The 16,711-nt window shown below is 49.7% G+C and carries 15 protein-coding genes; 10 read left to right on the top strand and 5 right to left on the bottom strand.

Going from position 1 to position 16,711, the window contains the following annotated elements; genetic code table 11:
- Positions 1–144: 144 nt before the first annotated feature.
- The 4 genes from ilvC to orn all read right to left on the bottom strand — a co-directional run bounded on the left by ilvC (position 145) and on the right by orn (position 4,363).
- The gene (gene ilvC / locus AC0KH7_RS03255; RefSeq protein ID WP_068647841.1) at positions 145–1,161 is read right to left on the bottom strand and encodes a ketol-acid reductoisomerase; all 1,017 of its coding nucleotides are present in this window, start codon (positions 1,159–1,161) and stop codon (positions 145–147) included.
- Positions 1,162–1,388: 227 nt separating this feature from the next.
- On the bottom strand, positions 1,389–1,880 hold the full coding sequence (gene ilvN / locus AC0KH7_RS03250) for an acetolactate synthase small subunit (RefSeq protein WP_472370658.1): 492 nt from the start codon (positions 1,878–1,880) through the stop codon (positions 1,389–1,391).
- Positions 1,881–1,893: 13 nt separating this feature from the next.
- Positions 1,894–3,597 (bottom strand): acetolactate synthase 3 large subunit, encoded by a 1,704-nt coding sequence (locus AC0KH7_RS03245; protein WP_472370656.1) that lies wholly within the window; start codon positions 3,595–3,597, stop codon positions 1,894–1,896.
- Positions 3,598–3,811: 214 nt separating this feature from the next.
- A complete protein-coding gene (gene orn, locus AC0KH7_RS03240; protein ID WP_472370654.1) occupies positions 3,812–4,363 on the bottom strand; it encodes an oligoribonuclease in 552 nt (183 codons plus the stop codon).
- A 175-nt stretch (positions 4,364–4,538) separates the two neighbouring features.
- Between orn and AC0KH7_RS03235 the strand changes: the two genes are divergently transcribed.
- The 6 genes from AC0KH7_RS03235 to AC0KH7_RS03210 all read left to right on the top strand — a co-directional run bounded on the left by AC0KH7_RS03235 (position 4,539) and on the right by AC0KH7_RS03210 (position 11,017).
- The gene (locus tag AC0KH7_RS03235; protein ID WP_472370653.1) at positions 4,539–5,786 is read left to right on the top strand and encodes a M48 family metallopeptidase; all 1,248 of its coding nucleotides are present in this window, start codon (positions 4,539–4,541) and stop codon (positions 5,784–5,786) included.
- A 70-nt stretch (positions 5,787–5,856) separates the two neighbouring features.
- Positions 5,857–6,198 (top strand): 4a-hydroxytetrahydrobiopterin dehydratase, encoded by a 342-nt coding sequence (locus AC0KH7_RS03230; RefSeq protein ID WP_472370651.1) that lies wholly within the window; start codon positions 5,857–5,859, stop codon positions 6,196–6,198.
- A gap of 25 nt (positions 6,199–6,223) precedes the next feature.
- Complete coding sequence (gene rsgA / locus AC0KH7_RS03225) at positions 6,224–7,249, top strand: ribosome small subunit-dependent GTPase A (protein ID WP_472370650.1); 1,026 nt, start codon at positions 6,224–6,226, stop codon at positions 7,247–7,249.
- Between the two features lie 146 nt (positions 7,250–7,395).
- A complete protein-coding gene (locus AC0KH7_RS03220) occupies positions 7,396–8,058 on the top strand; it encodes an ABC transporter ATP-binding protein (protein ID WP_472370648.1) in 663 nt (220 codons plus the stop codon).
- A 49-nt stretch (positions 8,059–8,107) separates the two neighbouring features.
- The gene (locus AC0KH7_RS03215) at positions 8,108–9,136 is read left to right on the top strand and encodes an extracellular solute-binding protein (RefSeq protein ID WP_472370646.1); all 1,029 of its coding nucleotides are present in this window, start codon (positions 8,108–8,110) and stop codon (positions 9,134–9,136) included.
- A gap of 294 nt (positions 9,137–9,430) precedes the next feature.
- Positions 9,431–11,017: an ABC transporter permease gene (locus AC0KH7_RS03210; protein ID WP_472370644.1), complete on the top strand. Its 1,587-nt coding sequence runs from the start codon at positions 9,431–9,433 to the stop codon at positions 11,015–11,017.
- Positions 11,018–11,049: 32 nt separating this feature from the next.
- On the opposite strand, the gene AC0KH7_RS03205 is transcribed toward AC0KH7_RS03210, so the two are convergent.
- Positions 11,050–11,226 (bottom strand): hypothetical protein, encoded by a 177-nt coding sequence (locus AC0KH7_RS03205; protein WP_472370642.1) that lies wholly within the window; start codon positions 11,224–11,226, stop codon positions 11,050–11,052.
- A gap of 299 nt (positions 11,227–11,525) precedes the next feature.
- Between AC0KH7_RS03205 and AC0KH7_RS03200 the strand changes: the two genes are divergently transcribed.
- The 4 genes from AC0KH7_RS03200 to AC0KH7_RS03185 all read left to right on the top strand — a co-directional run bounded on the left by AC0KH7_RS03200 (position 11,526) and on the right by AC0KH7_RS03185 (position 16,684).
- The gene (locus AC0KH7_RS03200; protein WP_472370640.1) at positions 11,526–11,834 is read left to right on the top strand and encodes a c-type cytochrome; all 309 of its coding nucleotides are present in this window, start codon (positions 11,526–11,528) and stop codon (positions 11,832–11,834) included.
- Positions 11,835–11,995: 161 nt separating this feature from the next.
- On the top strand, positions 11,996–12,295 hold the full coding sequence (locus AC0KH7_RS03195) for a c-type cytochrome (protein ID WP_472358032.1): 300 nt from the start codon (positions 11,996–11,998) through the stop codon (positions 12,293–12,295).
- A gap of 192 nt (positions 12,296–12,487) precedes the next feature.
- Entirely contained in the window at positions 12,488–13,726 is a 1,239-nt protein-coding gene (gene serA, locus AC0KH7_RS03190) for a phosphoglycerate dehydrogenase (RefSeq protein ID WP_472370638.1), read from the top strand.
- Between the two features lie 156 nt (positions 13,727–13,882).
- Positions 13,883–16,684, top strand: coding sequence for an FAD-binding and (Fe-S)-binding domain-containing protein (locus tag AC0KH7_RS03185; RefSeq protein ID WP_472370636.1), 2,802 nt, complete (start codon positions 13,883–13,885; stop codon positions 16,682–16,684).
- Positions 16,685–16,711 lie beyond the last annotated feature (27 nt).

Genomic DNA, 16,711 nt, shown 5'->3' with positions numbered 1-16,711 from the left:
GTAAAAATACGATGCTCAAATGGTTAATCCAATTTTGACCAGGCCTGGTGGTTCCTGACAATCCGGCACAAAAAAACCTGCACGAGGCAGGTCTTTCAATAATCGGTTGGAAAAACGCTTTTTCAGGCGCTTTACACAGCCAACTTAGTTCTTTTCTTGGTCAACGATTTTGTTGGCGGAGATCCAAGGCATCATCGCACGCAACTTGCGTCCGACCACTTCGATACCATGTTCTTCGTTCAAGCGACGCTGAGCCGTCATAGACGGATAGTTCGACTGACCTTCCAAGATGAATTTCTTCGCGTATTCACCGGTTTGGATGTTTTTCAATGCTTGACGCATGGCTTCACGCGACTCATCGTTAATCACTTGTGGTCCCGTAACATACTCGCCGTACTCAGCATTGTTGGAAATCGAGTAGTTCATGTTGGCAATCCCGCCTTCGAACATCAAGTCAACAATCAGCTTCAACTCGTGCAGACATTCAAAGTACGCCATTTCCGGCTCATAACCCGCTTCAACCAACGTATCGAAACCGGCTTTAACCAACTCAACCGCACCACCGCATAATACGGCTTGCTCACCGAACAAATCGGTTTCGCACTCGTCACGAAAGGTGGTTTCGATAATACCGGTACGACCGCCACCGATGGCAGACGCATAGGACAAAGCGATGTCTTTTGCTTTACCGGACGCATCTTGTTCAACCGCGATCAAATCCGGAATCCCGCCGCCACGAACAAATTCAGAGCGAACAGTGTGGCCCGGCGCTTTCGGCGCAATCATCACAACGTCCAAGTCTTTACGAGGTTCGATTTGGTTATAAATGATGGCAAAACCGTGCGCAAAGGCCAAAACCGCACCTTGCTTGATATTCGGTTCGATTTCTTCTTTATACAACACCGATTGGAACTCATCCGGCGTCAAAATCATGATCATGTCAGCATTCGCGACAGCCGTTGCAACGTCGGCCGTTTTCAAGCCATACCCTTCGGCCTTCTTGATGGAAGAAGACCCGGCACGCAAACCAACGGTAACGTCCACACCGGAATCCTGCAGGTTAGCCGCATGCGCGTGCCCCTGAGAACCAAAACCGATAATCGCAACTTTCATGCCTTTAATAATTGAAAGGTCACAATCTTTATCGTAATAAACTTGCATTGTTTTTCCTTAAAAGTAAGTTAATCGTAATTAAGAGACCTTCGCATGAGTCAATGACACGGCTAAAAAAGGTTAAAATACACGGCTTCAGCGTTAAAAAACTCGGCAATAGCTGATTCTATTACCCGCGTTTTTCGCCTTGAATCCGCCTATTTTTCCTCTTTTTTACCTCACCCCCTAACTCATGCAAAGGTCTCAATAAATCTTATTGTCTAATTCGGATTGCATTACAGGTGAAGTGACTTTTCACCGCGCATCAAACCAACGGCACCGGAGCGAACAACTTCCACAATCAGGCCTTCGTCAATGGCATCGATAAAAGCATCAAGCTTCTGAGTTTCGCCCACCAACTGAATGGTGTAAATATTGGTGGTGACATCAACAATGGTTCCGCGGAAAATATCGCACAATCGTTTGATTTCTTCACGCATGCCACCGACGGCTTTCAACTTCAACAGCATCAATTCCCGCTCGATGTGCTGACCTTCGGTAATATCCACCACCTTGATCACATCAATCAAACGATTCAGGTGTTTAACGATTTGCTCAACCTGTTGCTCATCTCCACTGGTGACCAACGTCAAACGAGACATGGTCTCATCATCGGTCGGCGCCACCGTCAAAGCGTGAATATTGTAGCCACGAGCGGAAAACAAACCGGCCACACGAGACAGCGCACCGGACTCATTTTCAATCAACATTGAAATAATATGTTTCATTCGTCTCTCCCCTTTACACCAAAATCATCTCGTCCAGACCGGCACCGGCAGGAATCATCGGATAGACGTTCTCCTGCTGATCGGTCACGATGTCAATAAAGACGAAACGATCTTTGTATTGTTCGGAAAAGACTTCTTCCAACTCTTGCTTCATCGTTTTCGGGTTGTCGATGCGAACACCGACATGCCCATAGGCTTCGGCCAGTTTCACAAAGTCCGGAAGGGAATCCATGTACGACATCGAATAGCGACGATCATAGAAGAATTCCTGCCATTGACGCACCATCCCCAGGAAGCCGTTATTTAAACAAACCACCTTAATCGGCAAACCATACTGCAAGCAGGTCGACATTTCCTGGATATTCATCTGAATCGACCCTTCGCCGGTAACACAAATAACGGTCGAATCCGGGAAAGCGGCTTGAACACCCATGGCCGCCGGCAAACCAAAGCCCATCGTCCCCAGGCCGCCGGAATTAATCCAACGACGCGGCTTATTGAACTTATAGTATTGCGCGGCAAACATTTGATGTTGCCCCACATCAGACGTCACATAGGCATCACCTTTGGTGATTTCCCAAATGGTTTCCATTGCCGCTTGAGGCTTGATTTTGTGACCCACTTGGTCATAACGCAAACAGTTGGTAGCACGCCAGGCCTCAATTTGTTCCCACCAGCTTGCCAGGGCTTCTTTATCCACGCTTTTTTTGCTTTTATTCAGCAAAGACAGCATTTCCAACAACACCTGCTTGACCGGCCCGACGATCGGGACATCAACGGCCACGTTTTTGGAAATGGACGCTGGATCGATATCGACATGAATGACGCGAGCATCCGGGCAGAACTTTTCCAAGTTCCCAGTGACCCGGTCGTCGAAACGCGAGCCGATGGCAATAATCACATCGGAGTTATGCATCGTCAAATTGGCTTCATAGGTGCCATGCATCCCCAGCATTCCGACAAACTGCTTATCTTCCGCCGGATAAGCGCCCAACCCCATCAAGGTGTTGGTTACCGGAAAGCCCAAGGCACGCGCCAATTCCGTCAAAGCTTCCGACGCGCCGCCAAGCACCACACCACCACCGGTGTAAATGATCGGTTTTTTCGCTTTCAGCATCATGTCGATGGCTTTTTTAATTTGTCCGCTATGGCCTTTCGTTACAGGTACATAGGAGCGCAAACTGACTTCTTGTGGATATTCATAAGAGCTTTTGGCATTTTGGACATCTTTCGGGATGTCGACCACGACCGGACCGGGTCTACCGGTCGTTGCGATATAAAAGGCTTTTTTGAGCGTCATCGCGAGGTCATTGACATCCTTGACCAAGAAGTTGTGTTTGACGATCGGTCTTGTAATGCCTACCGTATCGATTTCCTGGAACGCATCCAGGCCAATCATATTGGTGGCCACCTGGCCGGTAATGACAACCATTGGAATTGAATCCATATAAGCTGTCGCAATACCTGTGACGGTATTGGTGGCACCCGGCCCGGATGTTACAAGAGCGACCCCTGGTAAACCTGTAGAGCGCGCGAACCCGTCTGCTGCATGAACCGCAGCCTGTTCATGACGGACCAACACGTGTTTGATTTTACGTGCATCCGTATCCAGGGCATCATAGATAGGCAACGCCGCCCCTCCAGGATACCCCCAAATATGCTCTACGCCCTCATCTTCCAAATAATGAACAAGAATCTGGGCACCAGTTAATTCCACAACAACGGTCCTCCGTTTTGGTCGTAAAGCCATCAAACACGAATCGTTTTACCGGTTCGACAGCTTTTCGACGTTTAAAAATAACTTTAAAAACAAAGCCCTGCCGTTTCGCAGGGTAAGCAAGCGATTATAACGAACTTAGGGGCTTTTATAAACCCATAAGTTGAAATTAATCGGCTTGAGAATCACCGGAATGAGAAGCGCCGAACGGCGCTTAACGAAACTCCGGTAAAAACATGTTTTGACGATAATGCTTCAATTCTTCAATCGACTCATAGATGTCGTCCAGCGCCAGATGCGCGCCTTTTTTCTTATGGGAGGCATACACGCTCGGCGCCCAGCGCCGGGCCAGTTCTTTTAGGCTGGACACGTCCAAGTTGCGATAATGGAAAAACGCTTCCAACTCCGGCATTTGTTCAATCAGAAAACGGCGATCCTGACAAATGGTATTGCCGCACATCGGCGATTTGCCTTTCGGTACAAAATCTTTCAAAAACTCCAGTGTCTGCAATTCCGATTCACGCATCGAAATATCGCTTTCCTGCACCCGCTTGGTCAAACCGGAGTTGCCGTGATGCGTGGTACACCATTCATCCATTCCGTCCAGGTAATGCTGTTCCGTCTGAATCGCAATCACCGGTCCTTCGCCCAGCACATTCAATTCGGCATCCGTTACCACCGTGGCGATTTCGATAATCTGATCGGTTTTATGGTCTAAACCGGTCATCTCCAGATCAATCCAAATCAAATTATTTTCAGACTTCATCACTACACTCATTGAACCTTTTAAACTAGAATAGGCGCTAGTTTAAACTTTATTCGAGCCAGCCTCAACGCGCACGATGCCGGAAATACGGAATTCAACACCTCTCCGGCGGCCAAACAGAACGGCACGGCTGAACAGACAACCCAATAAGAAAGACCAAATAAGGCAGCGCCCCATGAATTGGATTACCGTATTATTTGTAACCACCCTGATTCTCAATCTGGTCATCGAGCTGTGGCTCAATATCAAAAACCAGTTTCACATTGGCTTACACCGCGATAAGGTTCCACCCGATTTTCAATCCGTAATCACCGAAGAAGCTCACCACAAAGCCGCCGACTACAGTCGTACCAAGTTACAACTCTCTCGATTTGTACTGTTTTTCGACGCCGCCGTGTTACTGTTCATGACACTCGGCGGCGGATTTCAGGAAATTTATAACTACTGGCTGGCCACGGATTTATCGCCCATCTGGCGCGATGTCGGTTTCCTGCTATCAACCTTCTGGTTTTTGTCGTTACTGCACATTCCGTTCGCCATCATCTCCACCTTTAAAATCGAAGAGGCTTTCGGGTTTAATAAAATGACCGTTGGTAAATTCATATCCGACCTCATCAAACAATGGTTACTCGGGCTCATCATCGGCCTACCGCTGGCTTGGGCGGTTTTATCCATTATGAATGCCTATTTCGACCAGGCCTGGTGGTTTTACACTTGGGTGCTTTGGGTGGCGTTCAACCTTGTTTTGCTTTGGGCTTACCCAAAGTGGATTGCGCCGATTTTCAACAAGTTCACCCCACTGGAAGACGGCGAAATGAAACAACGTATCGAAGCCCTGCTGGAGCGCACCGGGTTCGAGTCCAACGGCATTTTTGTGATGGACGGCTCCTCGCGCTCCGGTCACGGCAACGCTTACTTCACCGGCTTTGGCAAGAACAAACGTATTGTGTTTTTCGACACGCTGCTGGAATCCTTGACGCCGGAAGAAGTCGAAGCAGTCTTGGCGCATGAATTGGGGCACTTCAAACATGGCCACATTAAAAAGCGCATGATCGAATCCTTCGCCTTAAGCTTTGCCGGCTTGTTTGCTCTGGGCTGGTTAACCCAATTACCCGCTTTTTATCAAGGCTTGGGCATGACATCTCAAACTCCGGCTGCCGCGTTGTTGCTGTTTATGACCGCCATTCCGGTAATGTTCTTTTTCTTCGGACCGGTTGCGGCCTTCAAAAGCCGCAAGCATGAATTCGAAGCCGATGCCTTCGCATCACAAACCACCGGCTCGGCACCATTGATTTCCGCGCTGCTGAAAATGTATCGCGACAATGCCAGCAGCCTGACGCCGGACCCCACCTATTCGGCGTATCACGACAGTCATCCGCCGGCAAAAATTCGCATTGACCATTTAAAATCGCTTGAAAAGTAAAGTCCAAACCCCTATTGAAAGCGCTCAAGCGCAACGTTATTAACGAAATCAAACACAGGAACCGTAATTTATGTCACACGAATTGCCACTGAAAGACCAATCCTGCACAGAGATTGAAAAAGGCAGCAAGCCACTCATCATCCCCACCATCGAGAGTTACCTTTCGCAAATGCCAGGCTGGGATGTACCACTGGACTACCAAACCCTGACTAAGACCTTTTCCTTCAAAAACTACCACCAAACCGTGTCGTTCGTGAACGCCATCACCTGGGTGGCACACAAAGAAGATCATCACCCCGAGATTTGCTTTGGGTATAATCAATGCAAAATCACCCTGACGACGCACAACATCAAAGGGTTAAGCCAAAACGACTTCATTCTGGCGGCCAAAATCGACGCCTTGCTGGATTAACCCACCCTTAACCAAAGAAACTTTCGTGGCGAAACGCAAACTCAACCAACAACAGCAACGACGGGTCAAGCAAAAGCAGCATCACGCCCGCACCGCCACGGAAACCGCCGGCGATTCACAATTGGGCGAACAACAACCAGGCCTGGTCATTACCAACTTTGGAAAACGGCTATTAGTGGAGTCCGAAGACGGGCAACTCTATAATTGCGCCGTACGTCAGCACCTGGGCAAACTGGTCGCCGGCGACACCGTTATCTGGCAAACCGACATTGAACCCAATACCGGCGTCGTGGTGTCGGCCGATTCACGCCACCAAGAACTGAGTCGCCCCGGCTTCCGTGGCCAAAAACGCATGGTGGCGGCAAACATCGACCTTTTAGGGATCGTCACCCCCATCGAACCCGGCGTCCATCCCGACATGATCGACCGTTACCTGGTCACCGCGCATCAAATGCAATTGCCGGTGCTGATTTTAATCAATAAAATTGATTTGATGGCCTCCGAAGAACATTGGGAAGCCATTGCCGAATTATTAATTCCTTACGATGAGCTGGGACTCGACATTCTGCCGGTTTCCGCCGAAAACGGTGATGGCATTGAAGAATTAAGAGCACTTTTAACCGGCAAAAATAGTGTTTTTGTCGGCCCGTCGGGCGCCGGAAAATCCTCCCTAATTAAAGCCCTGATTCCCGATATCGACATCAAAACCAGCGAATTATCCGAATCGACCGGATTGGGCAAACACACCACCACCAACAGTATTTTGTACCACCTGCCGGAGGAAACCGACGTCAACCCAGGTCACGCCGGAAACATCATCGACTCGCCCGGTGTTCGTCAATTCAGCCCGACGCCTTGCGAATTACACGAACTGGAAGCCGCCTACCCTGATTTTGACCCCTTTCTAGGGCAATGCAAATTCAGCAACTGCACCCACACCACCGAACCCGACTGCGCCATTCGTAACGCCGTCGAAAACGGCGACATTCACTATTCCCGCTACCAAAGCTTCCAACGATTACGCGAAGAGTTCGCCAACGAATCTCATTAACTCCTCAACCCGATTGTTTGAAAACCTCCTAAGATTCACTTATCCACCTTTAAAAACTTTTATTCTTTTTGATATTGAAAATTACTCTCATTTTCTTTAATATTGTTACCAACTTTCGTGATTTTTTATTAGGAATGGGATCGCATATGGTCGAACTGAATAACGTCTGCATCAACTTAGGTAAGCAATCCTTATTCAAGGAGTTCACTCTTTCGTTTGCGAGCGGTGAAATCATTGGGCTGCTGGGCCCAAGCGGCTGTGGCAAAACCACCCTATTGCGTTCCATTGCCGGTTTCACAACCATTCAATCCGGCGTTATCACGATAGACGACCGATGCCTGGCCTGTGACGGCCGATCCCTGCCCCCGGAAAAACGTAACATCAGCATGGTGTTTCAAGACCACGCCCTTTTTCCACACTTAACGGTTGCAGAAAACATTGCCTTTGGTCTGCGCGGCCAAGCCAAAACCGAACAACGCCATCGTGTCGAAGAACTGTTGACCATGATTCATTTGAACGACTTGGCGAACCGTTACCCGCACGAAATTTCCGGCGGGCAACAACAACGCGTCGCCCTGGCACGTGCCTTAGCTCCAAAACCAGCATTGGTATTACTGGATGAACCTTTTTCAAATTTGGATCCGGCTTTACGTCATCGACTGGCAGAAGAAACCCGCCAATGGTTAAAGCAAGAAAACACACCGGCTTTACTGGTCACGCACGACGAAACCGATGCCCAAACGCTGTGCGACCATTACGGCACGCTCACCGAATCAAAAATTCAATTCACCAAGCCGACGGCAGCCTAGGCCAACTAGGGCAAGGCGCTTAAAGCACACAACACCTCAGGAGACCTTTGTGAAACGACTTGGACTGAAAAACGCTTTCATCACTACCCTACTTTCCATCAGCAGCCTAGCCATGTTCAGTACATCAAACCTGGCCTACGCCGATGATGACTTAGTGGTTTACTCTTCTCGAAAAGAACACTTAATCAAACCACTGTTCGACCAATTCACCAAGGAGACCGGCATCCCGGTCACGCTACAGACCGGCAAGGCCAACGCTTTAATTGAACGCCTGAAAGCAGAAGGTAGCCGAACGCCCGCCGACATTTTCATGACCGTTGATGCCGGTAACCTTTGGTATGCCGCACAACAAGGCTTATTCCAACCCATGAACATGGACCAAATTCAATCGCGCATCCCAGCTCACCTGAGAGACCCGAACAATCTTTGGACCGGGCTATCGGTGCGCGCCAGAACCATCGTGTATCACTCCGAGCGCGTTCAACCCTCCGAATTGTCGAGTTACGAAGCTTTGGCAGACAACGCCTGGCACGGAAAGCTGTGCCTACGCACCTCAAAAAAGGTATACAACAAATCGTTAGTAGCAGCGATGATCGACCACGACGGCGCGGCCAAAACCGAGCAGGTGCTCACAGGCTGGGTAAACAACTTGGCGGCCAAGCCACAAGCCAAAGACTCTCAAGTGCTCAAGGCAATTGAAGCCGGTCAATGCGATGTCGGCATCGTCAACACCTACTATTACGGTCGTATGCAAGATAAGAATCCGCAAACCCAGGTTAAACTCTTTTGGGCCAACCAAAAAAGTTACGGTACGCACATTAATGTGTCGGGGGCAGGCATTCTCAAACACGCCAAACACCCAAAAGCCGCACAAAAACTCTTGAACTGGCTGGCGTCGAACAAAGCGCAAAAACAATTCGGTGGCGCCAATAAAGAATACCCGGCCAACCCGTCTGTCCCATTGGACCCGCAAGTCGCCAGCTGGGGCCACTTTAAAGCCGACGACCTGAACCTGGCCATCGTCGGAAAACGTCAGGCCGAAGCGGTCAAACTAATGCAGAAGGCCCACTACAAGTAAACAACGACACCCTCTCCTAAGACATTGAGCCCTTTTTTGAGAGGGCTTTTTTTTGCAAAACGCCTAGGGTTGCTTTTAGCTGCGTTTTTAGGTCTTGTTTTTAGGTCTGCTTTTAAAAAAGACCATGACAACAACAATCAAGCGCCTGCCAAACCAGATGAAAAAGCCAGATGGAAAAGCATAGGATTCCAAACCGTAACCGATTAAAATAACCATTTTCGGCACGGGTGCCGGTAACCGGATGACATCATCACATACCATAACGAACACCAGACAAACATCAAAAGGTCGACTTTGAAACCCTTCACCCTGTTTTCCAAACTGGCGCTCTGGGCATTGATACTGCTCATCTCTCTTCCCATTCTGAGTCTCGGCTTTTCCTGGCACAGCATAGACGGGGAGCTTTGGCAGCACCTTTCAGACAATCTGTTGTTCGAATTACTCGGAAACACCTTCCAACTGTTATTGGGCGTCGCCATCGGTACCGGCCTGCTCGGCATCAGCCTGGCCTGGCTGGTCACACGATGTGAATTCCCGGGAAGGCGCTGGTTCGAATGGTTGCTATTTTTACCCTTTGCCGTGCCGGCCTACGTGTTGGCATTTGTCTTTTTAGGCCTGTTCGATTATGCCGGGCCGGTACAGTCTTTGTTGCGAGAAACCTTTCAGTGGCAAGGAGGCATCGATATCCGAGAAGGCGTCTGGGGTGTCGCCATCATTATGAGTTTGGTGTTTTACCCCTACGTATACCTTCTGGCACGCAGCGCGTTTTTAGCCCAGCCGCCAAGCTATACCGAAGCCGCCCGAAACCTCGGCAATTCACCTTTTCGCGCCTTTTTGAGAGTCTCCCTACCACTGGCACGCCCTGCCATCATCGCGGGACTATCTCTCGCGCTAATGGAAGTACTGGCCGACTTTGGCACCGTCGCCATTTTCAACTACGACACTTTCACCACCGCCATCTATTCCAGCTGGGTCGATTATCGCTCGCTGGAAACCGCAGCCCAACTCTCCACCTTGCTACTCATCATTGCAGCCACACTGATTGCGCTGGAACATTACCAACGTGGCAAACGGGCCTTTCACAGCGGCCTACCCAGGCAGCAAGCTCGCTATCACCTAACCGGCTTTAAAGCAGCGGCCACCTGGATATACCTGACCAGCGTACTGGCATTGGCTTTCGGCCTGCCGCTGGTGCAACTGTCACTTTGGAGCTTGGAATCCTTCACCGCCTGGGACCCCCGTCTCACTGAATGGATCGGGAACAGCTTGCTTCTGGCTGTGTTTTCAGCGCTCCTGACTGTATTCATTGCACTCATACTCAATGCAATCATCCACAACCAACCCCTTAACCGACTGCAACGGTTTGGGATCCGCTTCACCACCTTAGGGTACGCTCTGCCCGGCTCGGTATTGGCGGTGGGCGTCATGCTGTTTTTGTTTGAACTGGACGGATGGTTTAAGGGTGCTTTATGGTTTAGCGGCGGGCTCTTTGCACTCATCATTGCTTACATGGTGCGCTTTATGGCCGTGGCCTTCGGGCCGGTGGAAAGTAGCTTTAAAACCATCAAGCCATCCATCAGCGAAGCGGCCAGAAACCTCGGTGCCACCCCTTTTGAACTGGTCAAGCGCATCTATTGGCCGCTACTGACGCCGGGCCTTTTGACGGCTTTATTTCTAGTGACTTTAGACATCTTGAAAGAATTGCCGGCGACCTATTTATTACGCCCATTTGGCTGGGATACCTTAGCCGTGCGCACATTTGAACTCAGCACGGAAGGCTTGTACGAGGCGGCCGCATTACCGGCACTGGTTTTAATGGGAATTGGCCTGGCAGGCCTGGTCATTATTGAAATATTACGGGCGCGTACCGAAAAACGATAGCTCCCGTAAAGCGGTACGCTCAAATGTCACTGTCACTGGTTTGAAACGAACCAAACGGAAACCATATAAAAGAAAGCCGTGCCGCCCAAAATCGCGACCACCCAAAATAGAAACACCCAACCGATGTGATAAGGCTTTCCAGTCAGCTTCAGTACATACCAACTGGCAATCGTTAACAGAATGATAAACAACCAAACTTTTATAATCATCTCGGTAAGCTCCACTTTCCTGTAAATCGATAACGTTATACCATATCCGATTAAATAAACGCCTATTTCCCATTTTCAAAGGGCGTTTTCCGCCCCCCAATTTCTCTTTCATATAAGCTTAAGCAAACCTTCATCCATACTTTCTCAACACTTAACGAAAAAACAGCAGCAATGCTCCATATATTGGCCCCCGTTCAAGCTTCCTTAAGGTTTTAGGCTTGACTAATGTTATGAATTCGTTTGTAATTGCATCCAGGGTTAAACCCGACTTTTTTTATCGTGCTTAGGAGAGTACAAAAATGAAAAAATTACTACTTGCATTATCTGCAACTTCTTTGATTGCTTTCGGTTCTGCTGCCAATGCAGCAGGTGACGCTACAGCTGGTCAAGCCGCTTACTCTACTTGTGTAGGTTGTCACGGTGCAGCTGGTGAAGGTGGTGTTGGACCAAAACTAGCTGGTCAATCCGCCGCTGACATCGTTGCTAAACTACATAAGTATAAGTCTGGCGAACAAGTGGGTCCAATGACTTCCATGATGGCGCCAATGGCCGCAGGTCTTTCTGACGCTGACATTGAAAACATCGCGGCTTACGTCCAAACGCTTTAATTAGCCCTCGCTACTTAAAGTCAAAAAAGCCGCTCTTATGCGGCTTTTTTTGTTTGCGTAGTCTGCGCCAGCGATTCCCACCCCGTCCCGTCTTTCTTGACCTGACCGCCGGAATCGTTTTTAATAAGCGCATCCAAAAACAATCAAAGCGAGTTAAAGCCATGAAAAAACTATTTTTAATCGCCTTCTCCTCCGGCTTATTGTTCAGCCAGGCAGCTTTTTCAGCTGACATGCCAGCCAAAGCCAAGACTTGTGTAGGCTGTCACGGCGTGGATGGAAACAGCGTTGTTCCTAATTTTCCGAAATTGGCCGGACAACACGCTCAGTACCTTGAAAAAGCACTTAAGGACTTTAGAGATGGTTTTCGCAAAGACGCGACGATGCAAGCCTTCGCGAAAAACCTAAGTGACAAAGAAATCAAGGAATTGGCTAACTACTACGCGTCTCAAAAAGCCAAGTAAACCCAAAACAACAATACGGCTTTCGCCTCCCGTTCATCTCTCCTTATAAACTCGGACGAAAGCCAACCCAGCACCCGCAACTTGCAAAAAGCGGCCGGAAAACATAACACCCTGAAATTGTTTGAGTTCTCTCAACAATTCAAAACAAATCTTTTATAATTTCTCTTTTGAATGTAAGGCGATGAAAACCCGATGAGCGACAAATCCAAATCTCTTGCCAAAGATAAAATCAAAATCCTTCTACTGGAAGGCCCACACCAAACCGCCACTGACGTATTCAATGAAAACGGCTACTACAACATCGAATACCATAAAGGTTCGCTATCCGGCGACGAATTGAAAGCTAAAATCGCCGACGTACACTTCATTGGCATCCGTTCACGCACCAATTTAACGGCCGACGTCCTAGACGCCGCCAAAAAACTGGTTGGCATCGGCTGTTTCTGCATTGGCACCAACCAAGTGGATCTACACGCGGCCATGATAAAGGGCATTCCGGTCTTCAACGCCCCTTTCTCCAATACCCGCTCCGTGGCCGAACTGGTTTTGGGCGAGCTGCTTCTGTTGTCACGTGACATTCCGGCCAAAAACGCCAAGGTCCATCGTGGCGAATGGGATAAATCGGCCACCGGCTCCGTAGAAGTTCGTGGCAAAACGCTCGGCATCATCGGATACGGTCATATCGGTACGCAATTGAGCATCATGGCGGAAAGCATCGGTATGCGCGTCAACTTCTACGACATCGAAACCAAACTGCCACTCAGCAACGCTCGACAAGTAAAATCACTGGACGACCTGTTACAGATGTCGGATGTCGTTACCCTGCACGTTCCGGAAACCGACGAGACCAAGAACATGATGGGCGAAGCCGAATTTGCCAAAATGAAAAAAGGTGCTATTTTCATTAACGCGGCACGCGGCACCGTCGTCGACATTGACGCCTTGGCCAAAGCCATTCAATCCGGCCATCTGGCCGGAGCCGCCATCGACGTTTTCCCACAGGAACCGAAGTCCAACAAAGAAGAGTTTGTCTCCCCATTGCGCGGACTCGATAATGTCATCCTGACACCACACATCGGTGGCAGCACCGAAGAGGCTCAGGAAAACATCGGGCAGGAAGTGGCCACCAAACTGGTTCGCTATTCCGACACCGGCACGACCCTATCGGCCAAAAACTTCCCGGAAGTTTCCCTGCCGGAACACAAAAACCGCAGTCGTCTATTGCACATTCACCGAAATCAACCGGGCATCATGACGCAAATCAACGAATCCTTCGGTCAGCATGAAATCAACATTGCCGCACAGTACCTGCAAACCAATTCCGAAATCGGTTATGTGGTCATCGATCTGGATTCAAAAGACCGCGAAACTGGAATGAAAGAATTAAAAGCCATTGACGGCACCATTCGTATTCGAGCCATTCACGGTTAACGGTCCATCTTTCCGGCTTTCCAAAAGCCGGAAAGCTTTCCTTTCCCGACCTGCCGGTTTCCCCGCGACCGCTAAAAATCCTGCAATATCAAACGGAATCCATTAAAATAAGCGCCTTCTAACGTTTGTTTTCCCGTTTCTTTCCAAGGTTATTTCATGATTTCGACTGATGCTTCCGTTTTTGAGATTTTTCCCGAAGAGTTCGTCTATCCAACGGATACCGATGCCCTTCGTCAACGCATTCAAGCAGCCTTGCAGAAAAAACAACCCATTACCATGCGCGCCGGGGGAACCTCACTGGGGGGGCAAGCCATCGGTTCGGGCCTGTTGGTCGATATCTCCAAACACTTGACTCGCATTTTGGACTATCGCCCGGAACAAAAAGAAGTCGATGTCGAACCCGGTGTCATTCAAGATGACCTCAACGCCTTCGTAAAACAGGACAACCTGCGCTTTGCACCGGACACCTCAACCTCGAATCGCGCTATGATTGGCGGCATGATCGGCAACAATTCCTGCGGTTCCTATTCGGTCTATTACGGCACGACCCGTGACCACGTCAAAGCCGTGGAAATGATATTGGCGGATGGCTCTCAGGTTCGTTTTGACGACTTGAGTGCGGAACAGCTACACGATAAATTGAATTTACAAACCTTGGAAGGTGAGATTTACCGTACCGTCATTGATCTACTGGAAAAGCACGGTCCGGAAATCGTTGAACACTTTCCCGACCCGTCGATTGTACGCCGCACCACCGGTTATGCATTGGATGTACTTTACACCGATTATCAGCCGTTTAACCCGGATGGAAAACCGTTCAATTTAACCCCATTAATTTGCGGCAGCGAAGGCACCTTGGGCGTGATTACGCAAGCCACCTTAAACCTCGTGGATTTGCCGACGCACCGCCAGTTGTTCTGCGCCCATTTCAATTCAGTGGCCACCGCCATGAAAGCCGTGCCGGAATACCTGCAATACGACCCGGCCGCGATTGAAATCATCGACAAAGCCACTCTGGACGGCACCAAAAACAACGCCGAACAAACGCAAAACCGCTTCTGGGTGAAAGAAGACCCAGAAGCGGTTCTGGTGGTGGAGTTGTTTGATGAAGACGCCGACCACTTGCAGGAACGCCTAAAAAGTGGCCAGGCCTGGATGTTAGCGCAAGGTGCTTATGCCTGCCCGATTATCGAACCGCAAGACAGTGGCAAAGTCTGGAACCTGCGCAAAGCCGGATTGGGCCTTTTGATGGGAAAACCGACGCGCCAGAAAGCCGTCGCGGTGATTGAAGATGCGGCCATTCCCGTCAAAGCCTTACCGGATTTTTATCAAGACACCCAACAGTTAATGGGCGAACTGGGCATTGGCTGTGTCTATTACGGACACGCTTCAGTCGGATTGATTCACGTCCGACCGGAAATGGATCTGGCCACCGAGGATGGTCGCCGTACCTTCCAGACGGTTGCGGAGCGCAGTTCACAACTGGTTAAAAAATACCGCGGCGCCATTTCCGGTGAACACGGCGACGGCCGTATTCGCGCGCCCTTCATCAAAGAACAGGTCGGCGAGGCCGTGTACAGTTATCTGGTGCAACTTAAGCGTGCGTTTGACCCGGAAAACCTGTTCAATCCAGGCGTGATTATCGGCGATGCGCCGATTACCGCCAATTTGCGCGCCGATCGCCAACCCAAACAATTACTCAGCCCCGGCTACGATTGGTCGAAAGATCTGTCTTTGATGGATGCCGTGGAAAAATGCAACGGGGCCGGCGCCTGTCGTAAATCCCCTGGCAACGGCACCATGTGCCCGTCTTACCAGGCGACCCGTGAAGAAAATTATTCCACACGCGGCCGTAGCAACTTATTACGCCATGCCTTGACCGAACCGAACCCGATTAAAGCTTTGAACCAAGAGGAGCTGCAGGATGCCCTCTCCTTATGCTTGGGATGTAAAGCCTGTAAAACCGAATGCCCGGCCAGTGTGGACATGGCCCGTTTGAAATCGGAAGTGCTGTATCAAATCAACCGTTTTTCACTGAGCAAACTCTCCATTAAGTTCTACGGTCAACTCATGCGTTTGGGTGCGATTTTTCCGGCCATTTATAATTGGACACAAAATCGGTCTCTGGTGAAAAAAGTGATGGGCGTGGATATTCGTCGCACCTTACCCAAACTGGAGAAGCAGTCACTGAGCGCTTGGTGGAAACAGCACTCAAAAACCGCCTCTGAAACACCGAAAAACACCCATCATACTATTTGGATATTGGCAGACCTATACATCCAGTACCAGGAACCGAAAATCGGTCAGGCGGCCATTCAAACGCTTGAAATGCTGGGCTTCGATGTCAAGCCGGTGTTTTTAAAATCGTCGCCGCGCGCGCTGCTCAGCCAAGGGTTGCTGAAAGAAGCCAAACAAGCCCTGAGCGAGATTCAACAGCAACTCAAAGACGTCGCCGAAACGGACTACATCGTCGGCATCGAACCGTCGGATACGCTGGTCTGGCGTGATGAGGCCAAAGATTTAATTACTCAAAACGGCCAGGCCTGGGCGTTTTCGTCGGTTTTGTTGTTTGAAGAACTGATGTTGAAACTCCATGCACAAATGGACCTGAATCTCGGGCCGGTGCCTCGCACCGCCTGGTTGCACGTTCACTGCCACCAAAAATCCCTGGCGCAAGCGCAGGAAGCGGTGAAAGCGCTGAATTTAATTCCAGAGCTGCAGATTCAATACATCAATTCCGGTTGTTGCGGCATGTCGGGCGAATTCGGTTATAAAAACTACGACGTCTCCCTGAAAATCGCCAACCAAACCCTATTACCGACCTTGGAAAAATCCCAGGACGACGACTTGGTGATTGCCACCGGCACCAGTTGCCGGCACCAGTTGGAAGACTTCGCCGACAAGCACGCGTTGCATCCGGCGGAGATTTTTCACCAAGCGGTTTGCAACCGATCCTAAACGCAAAAACCCGCTTCAAGCGGGTTT

Origin of the sequence: Hydrogenovibrio sp., assembly GCF_965140365.1 — a bacterium.
Taxonomy (GTDB): Bacteria; Pseudomonadota; Gammaproteobacteria; order Thiomicrospirales; family Thiomicrospiraceae; genus Hydrogenovibrio.
Note: the sequence above shows the minus strand (reverse complement) of the source record. Positions and strands in the feature narration are given on the sequence as shown.

Excerpts from the sequence above, each read along its gene's own strand:
- ilvC (WP_068647841.1), bottom strand. The coding sequence starts at position 1,161 with ATGCAAGTTTATTACGATAAAGATTGTGACCTTTCAATTATTAAAGGC.
- AC0KH7_RS03230 (WP_472370651.1), top strand. The coding sequence starts at position 5,857 with ATGTCACACGAATTGCCACTGAAAGACCAATCCTGCACAGAGATTGAA.
- serA (WP_472370638.1), top strand. The coding sequence starts at position 12,488 with ATGAGCGACAAATCCAAATCTCTTGCCAAAGATAAAATCAAAATCCTT.
- AC0KH7_RS03205 (WP_472370642.1), bottom strand. The coding sequence starts at position 11,226 with ATGATTATAAAAGTTTGGTTGTTTATCATTCTGTTAACGATTGCCAGT.
- orn (WP_472370654.1), bottom strand. The coding sequence starts at position 4,363 with ATGAAGTCTGAAAATAATTTGATTTGGATTGATCTGGAGATGACCGGT.
- AC0KH7_RS03195 (WP_472358032.1), top strand. The coding sequence starts at position 11,996 with ATGAAAAAACTATTTTTAATCGCCTTCTCCTCCGGCTTATTGTTCAGC.
- AC0KH7_RS03200 (WP_472370640.1), top strand. The coding sequence starts at position 11,526 with ATGAAAAAATTACTACTTGCATTATCTGCAACTTCTTTGATTGCTTTC.
- AC0KH7_RS03185 (WP_472370636.1), top strand. The coding sequence starts at position 13,883 with ATGATTTCGACTGATGCTTCCGTTTTTGAGATTTTTCCCGAAGAGTTC.
- AC0KH7_RS03220 (WP_472370648.1), top strand. The coding sequence starts at position 7,396 with ATGGTCGAACTGAATAACGTCTGCATCAACTTAGGTAAGCAATCCTTA.
- ilvN (WP_472370658.1), bottom strand. The coding sequence starts at position 1,880 with ATGAAACATATTATTTCAATGTTGATTGAAAATGAGTCCGGTGCGCTG.
- AC0KH7_RS03235 (WP_472370653.1), top strand. The coding sequence starts at position 4,539 with ATGAATTGGATTACCGTATTATTTGTAACCACCCTGATTCTCAATCTG.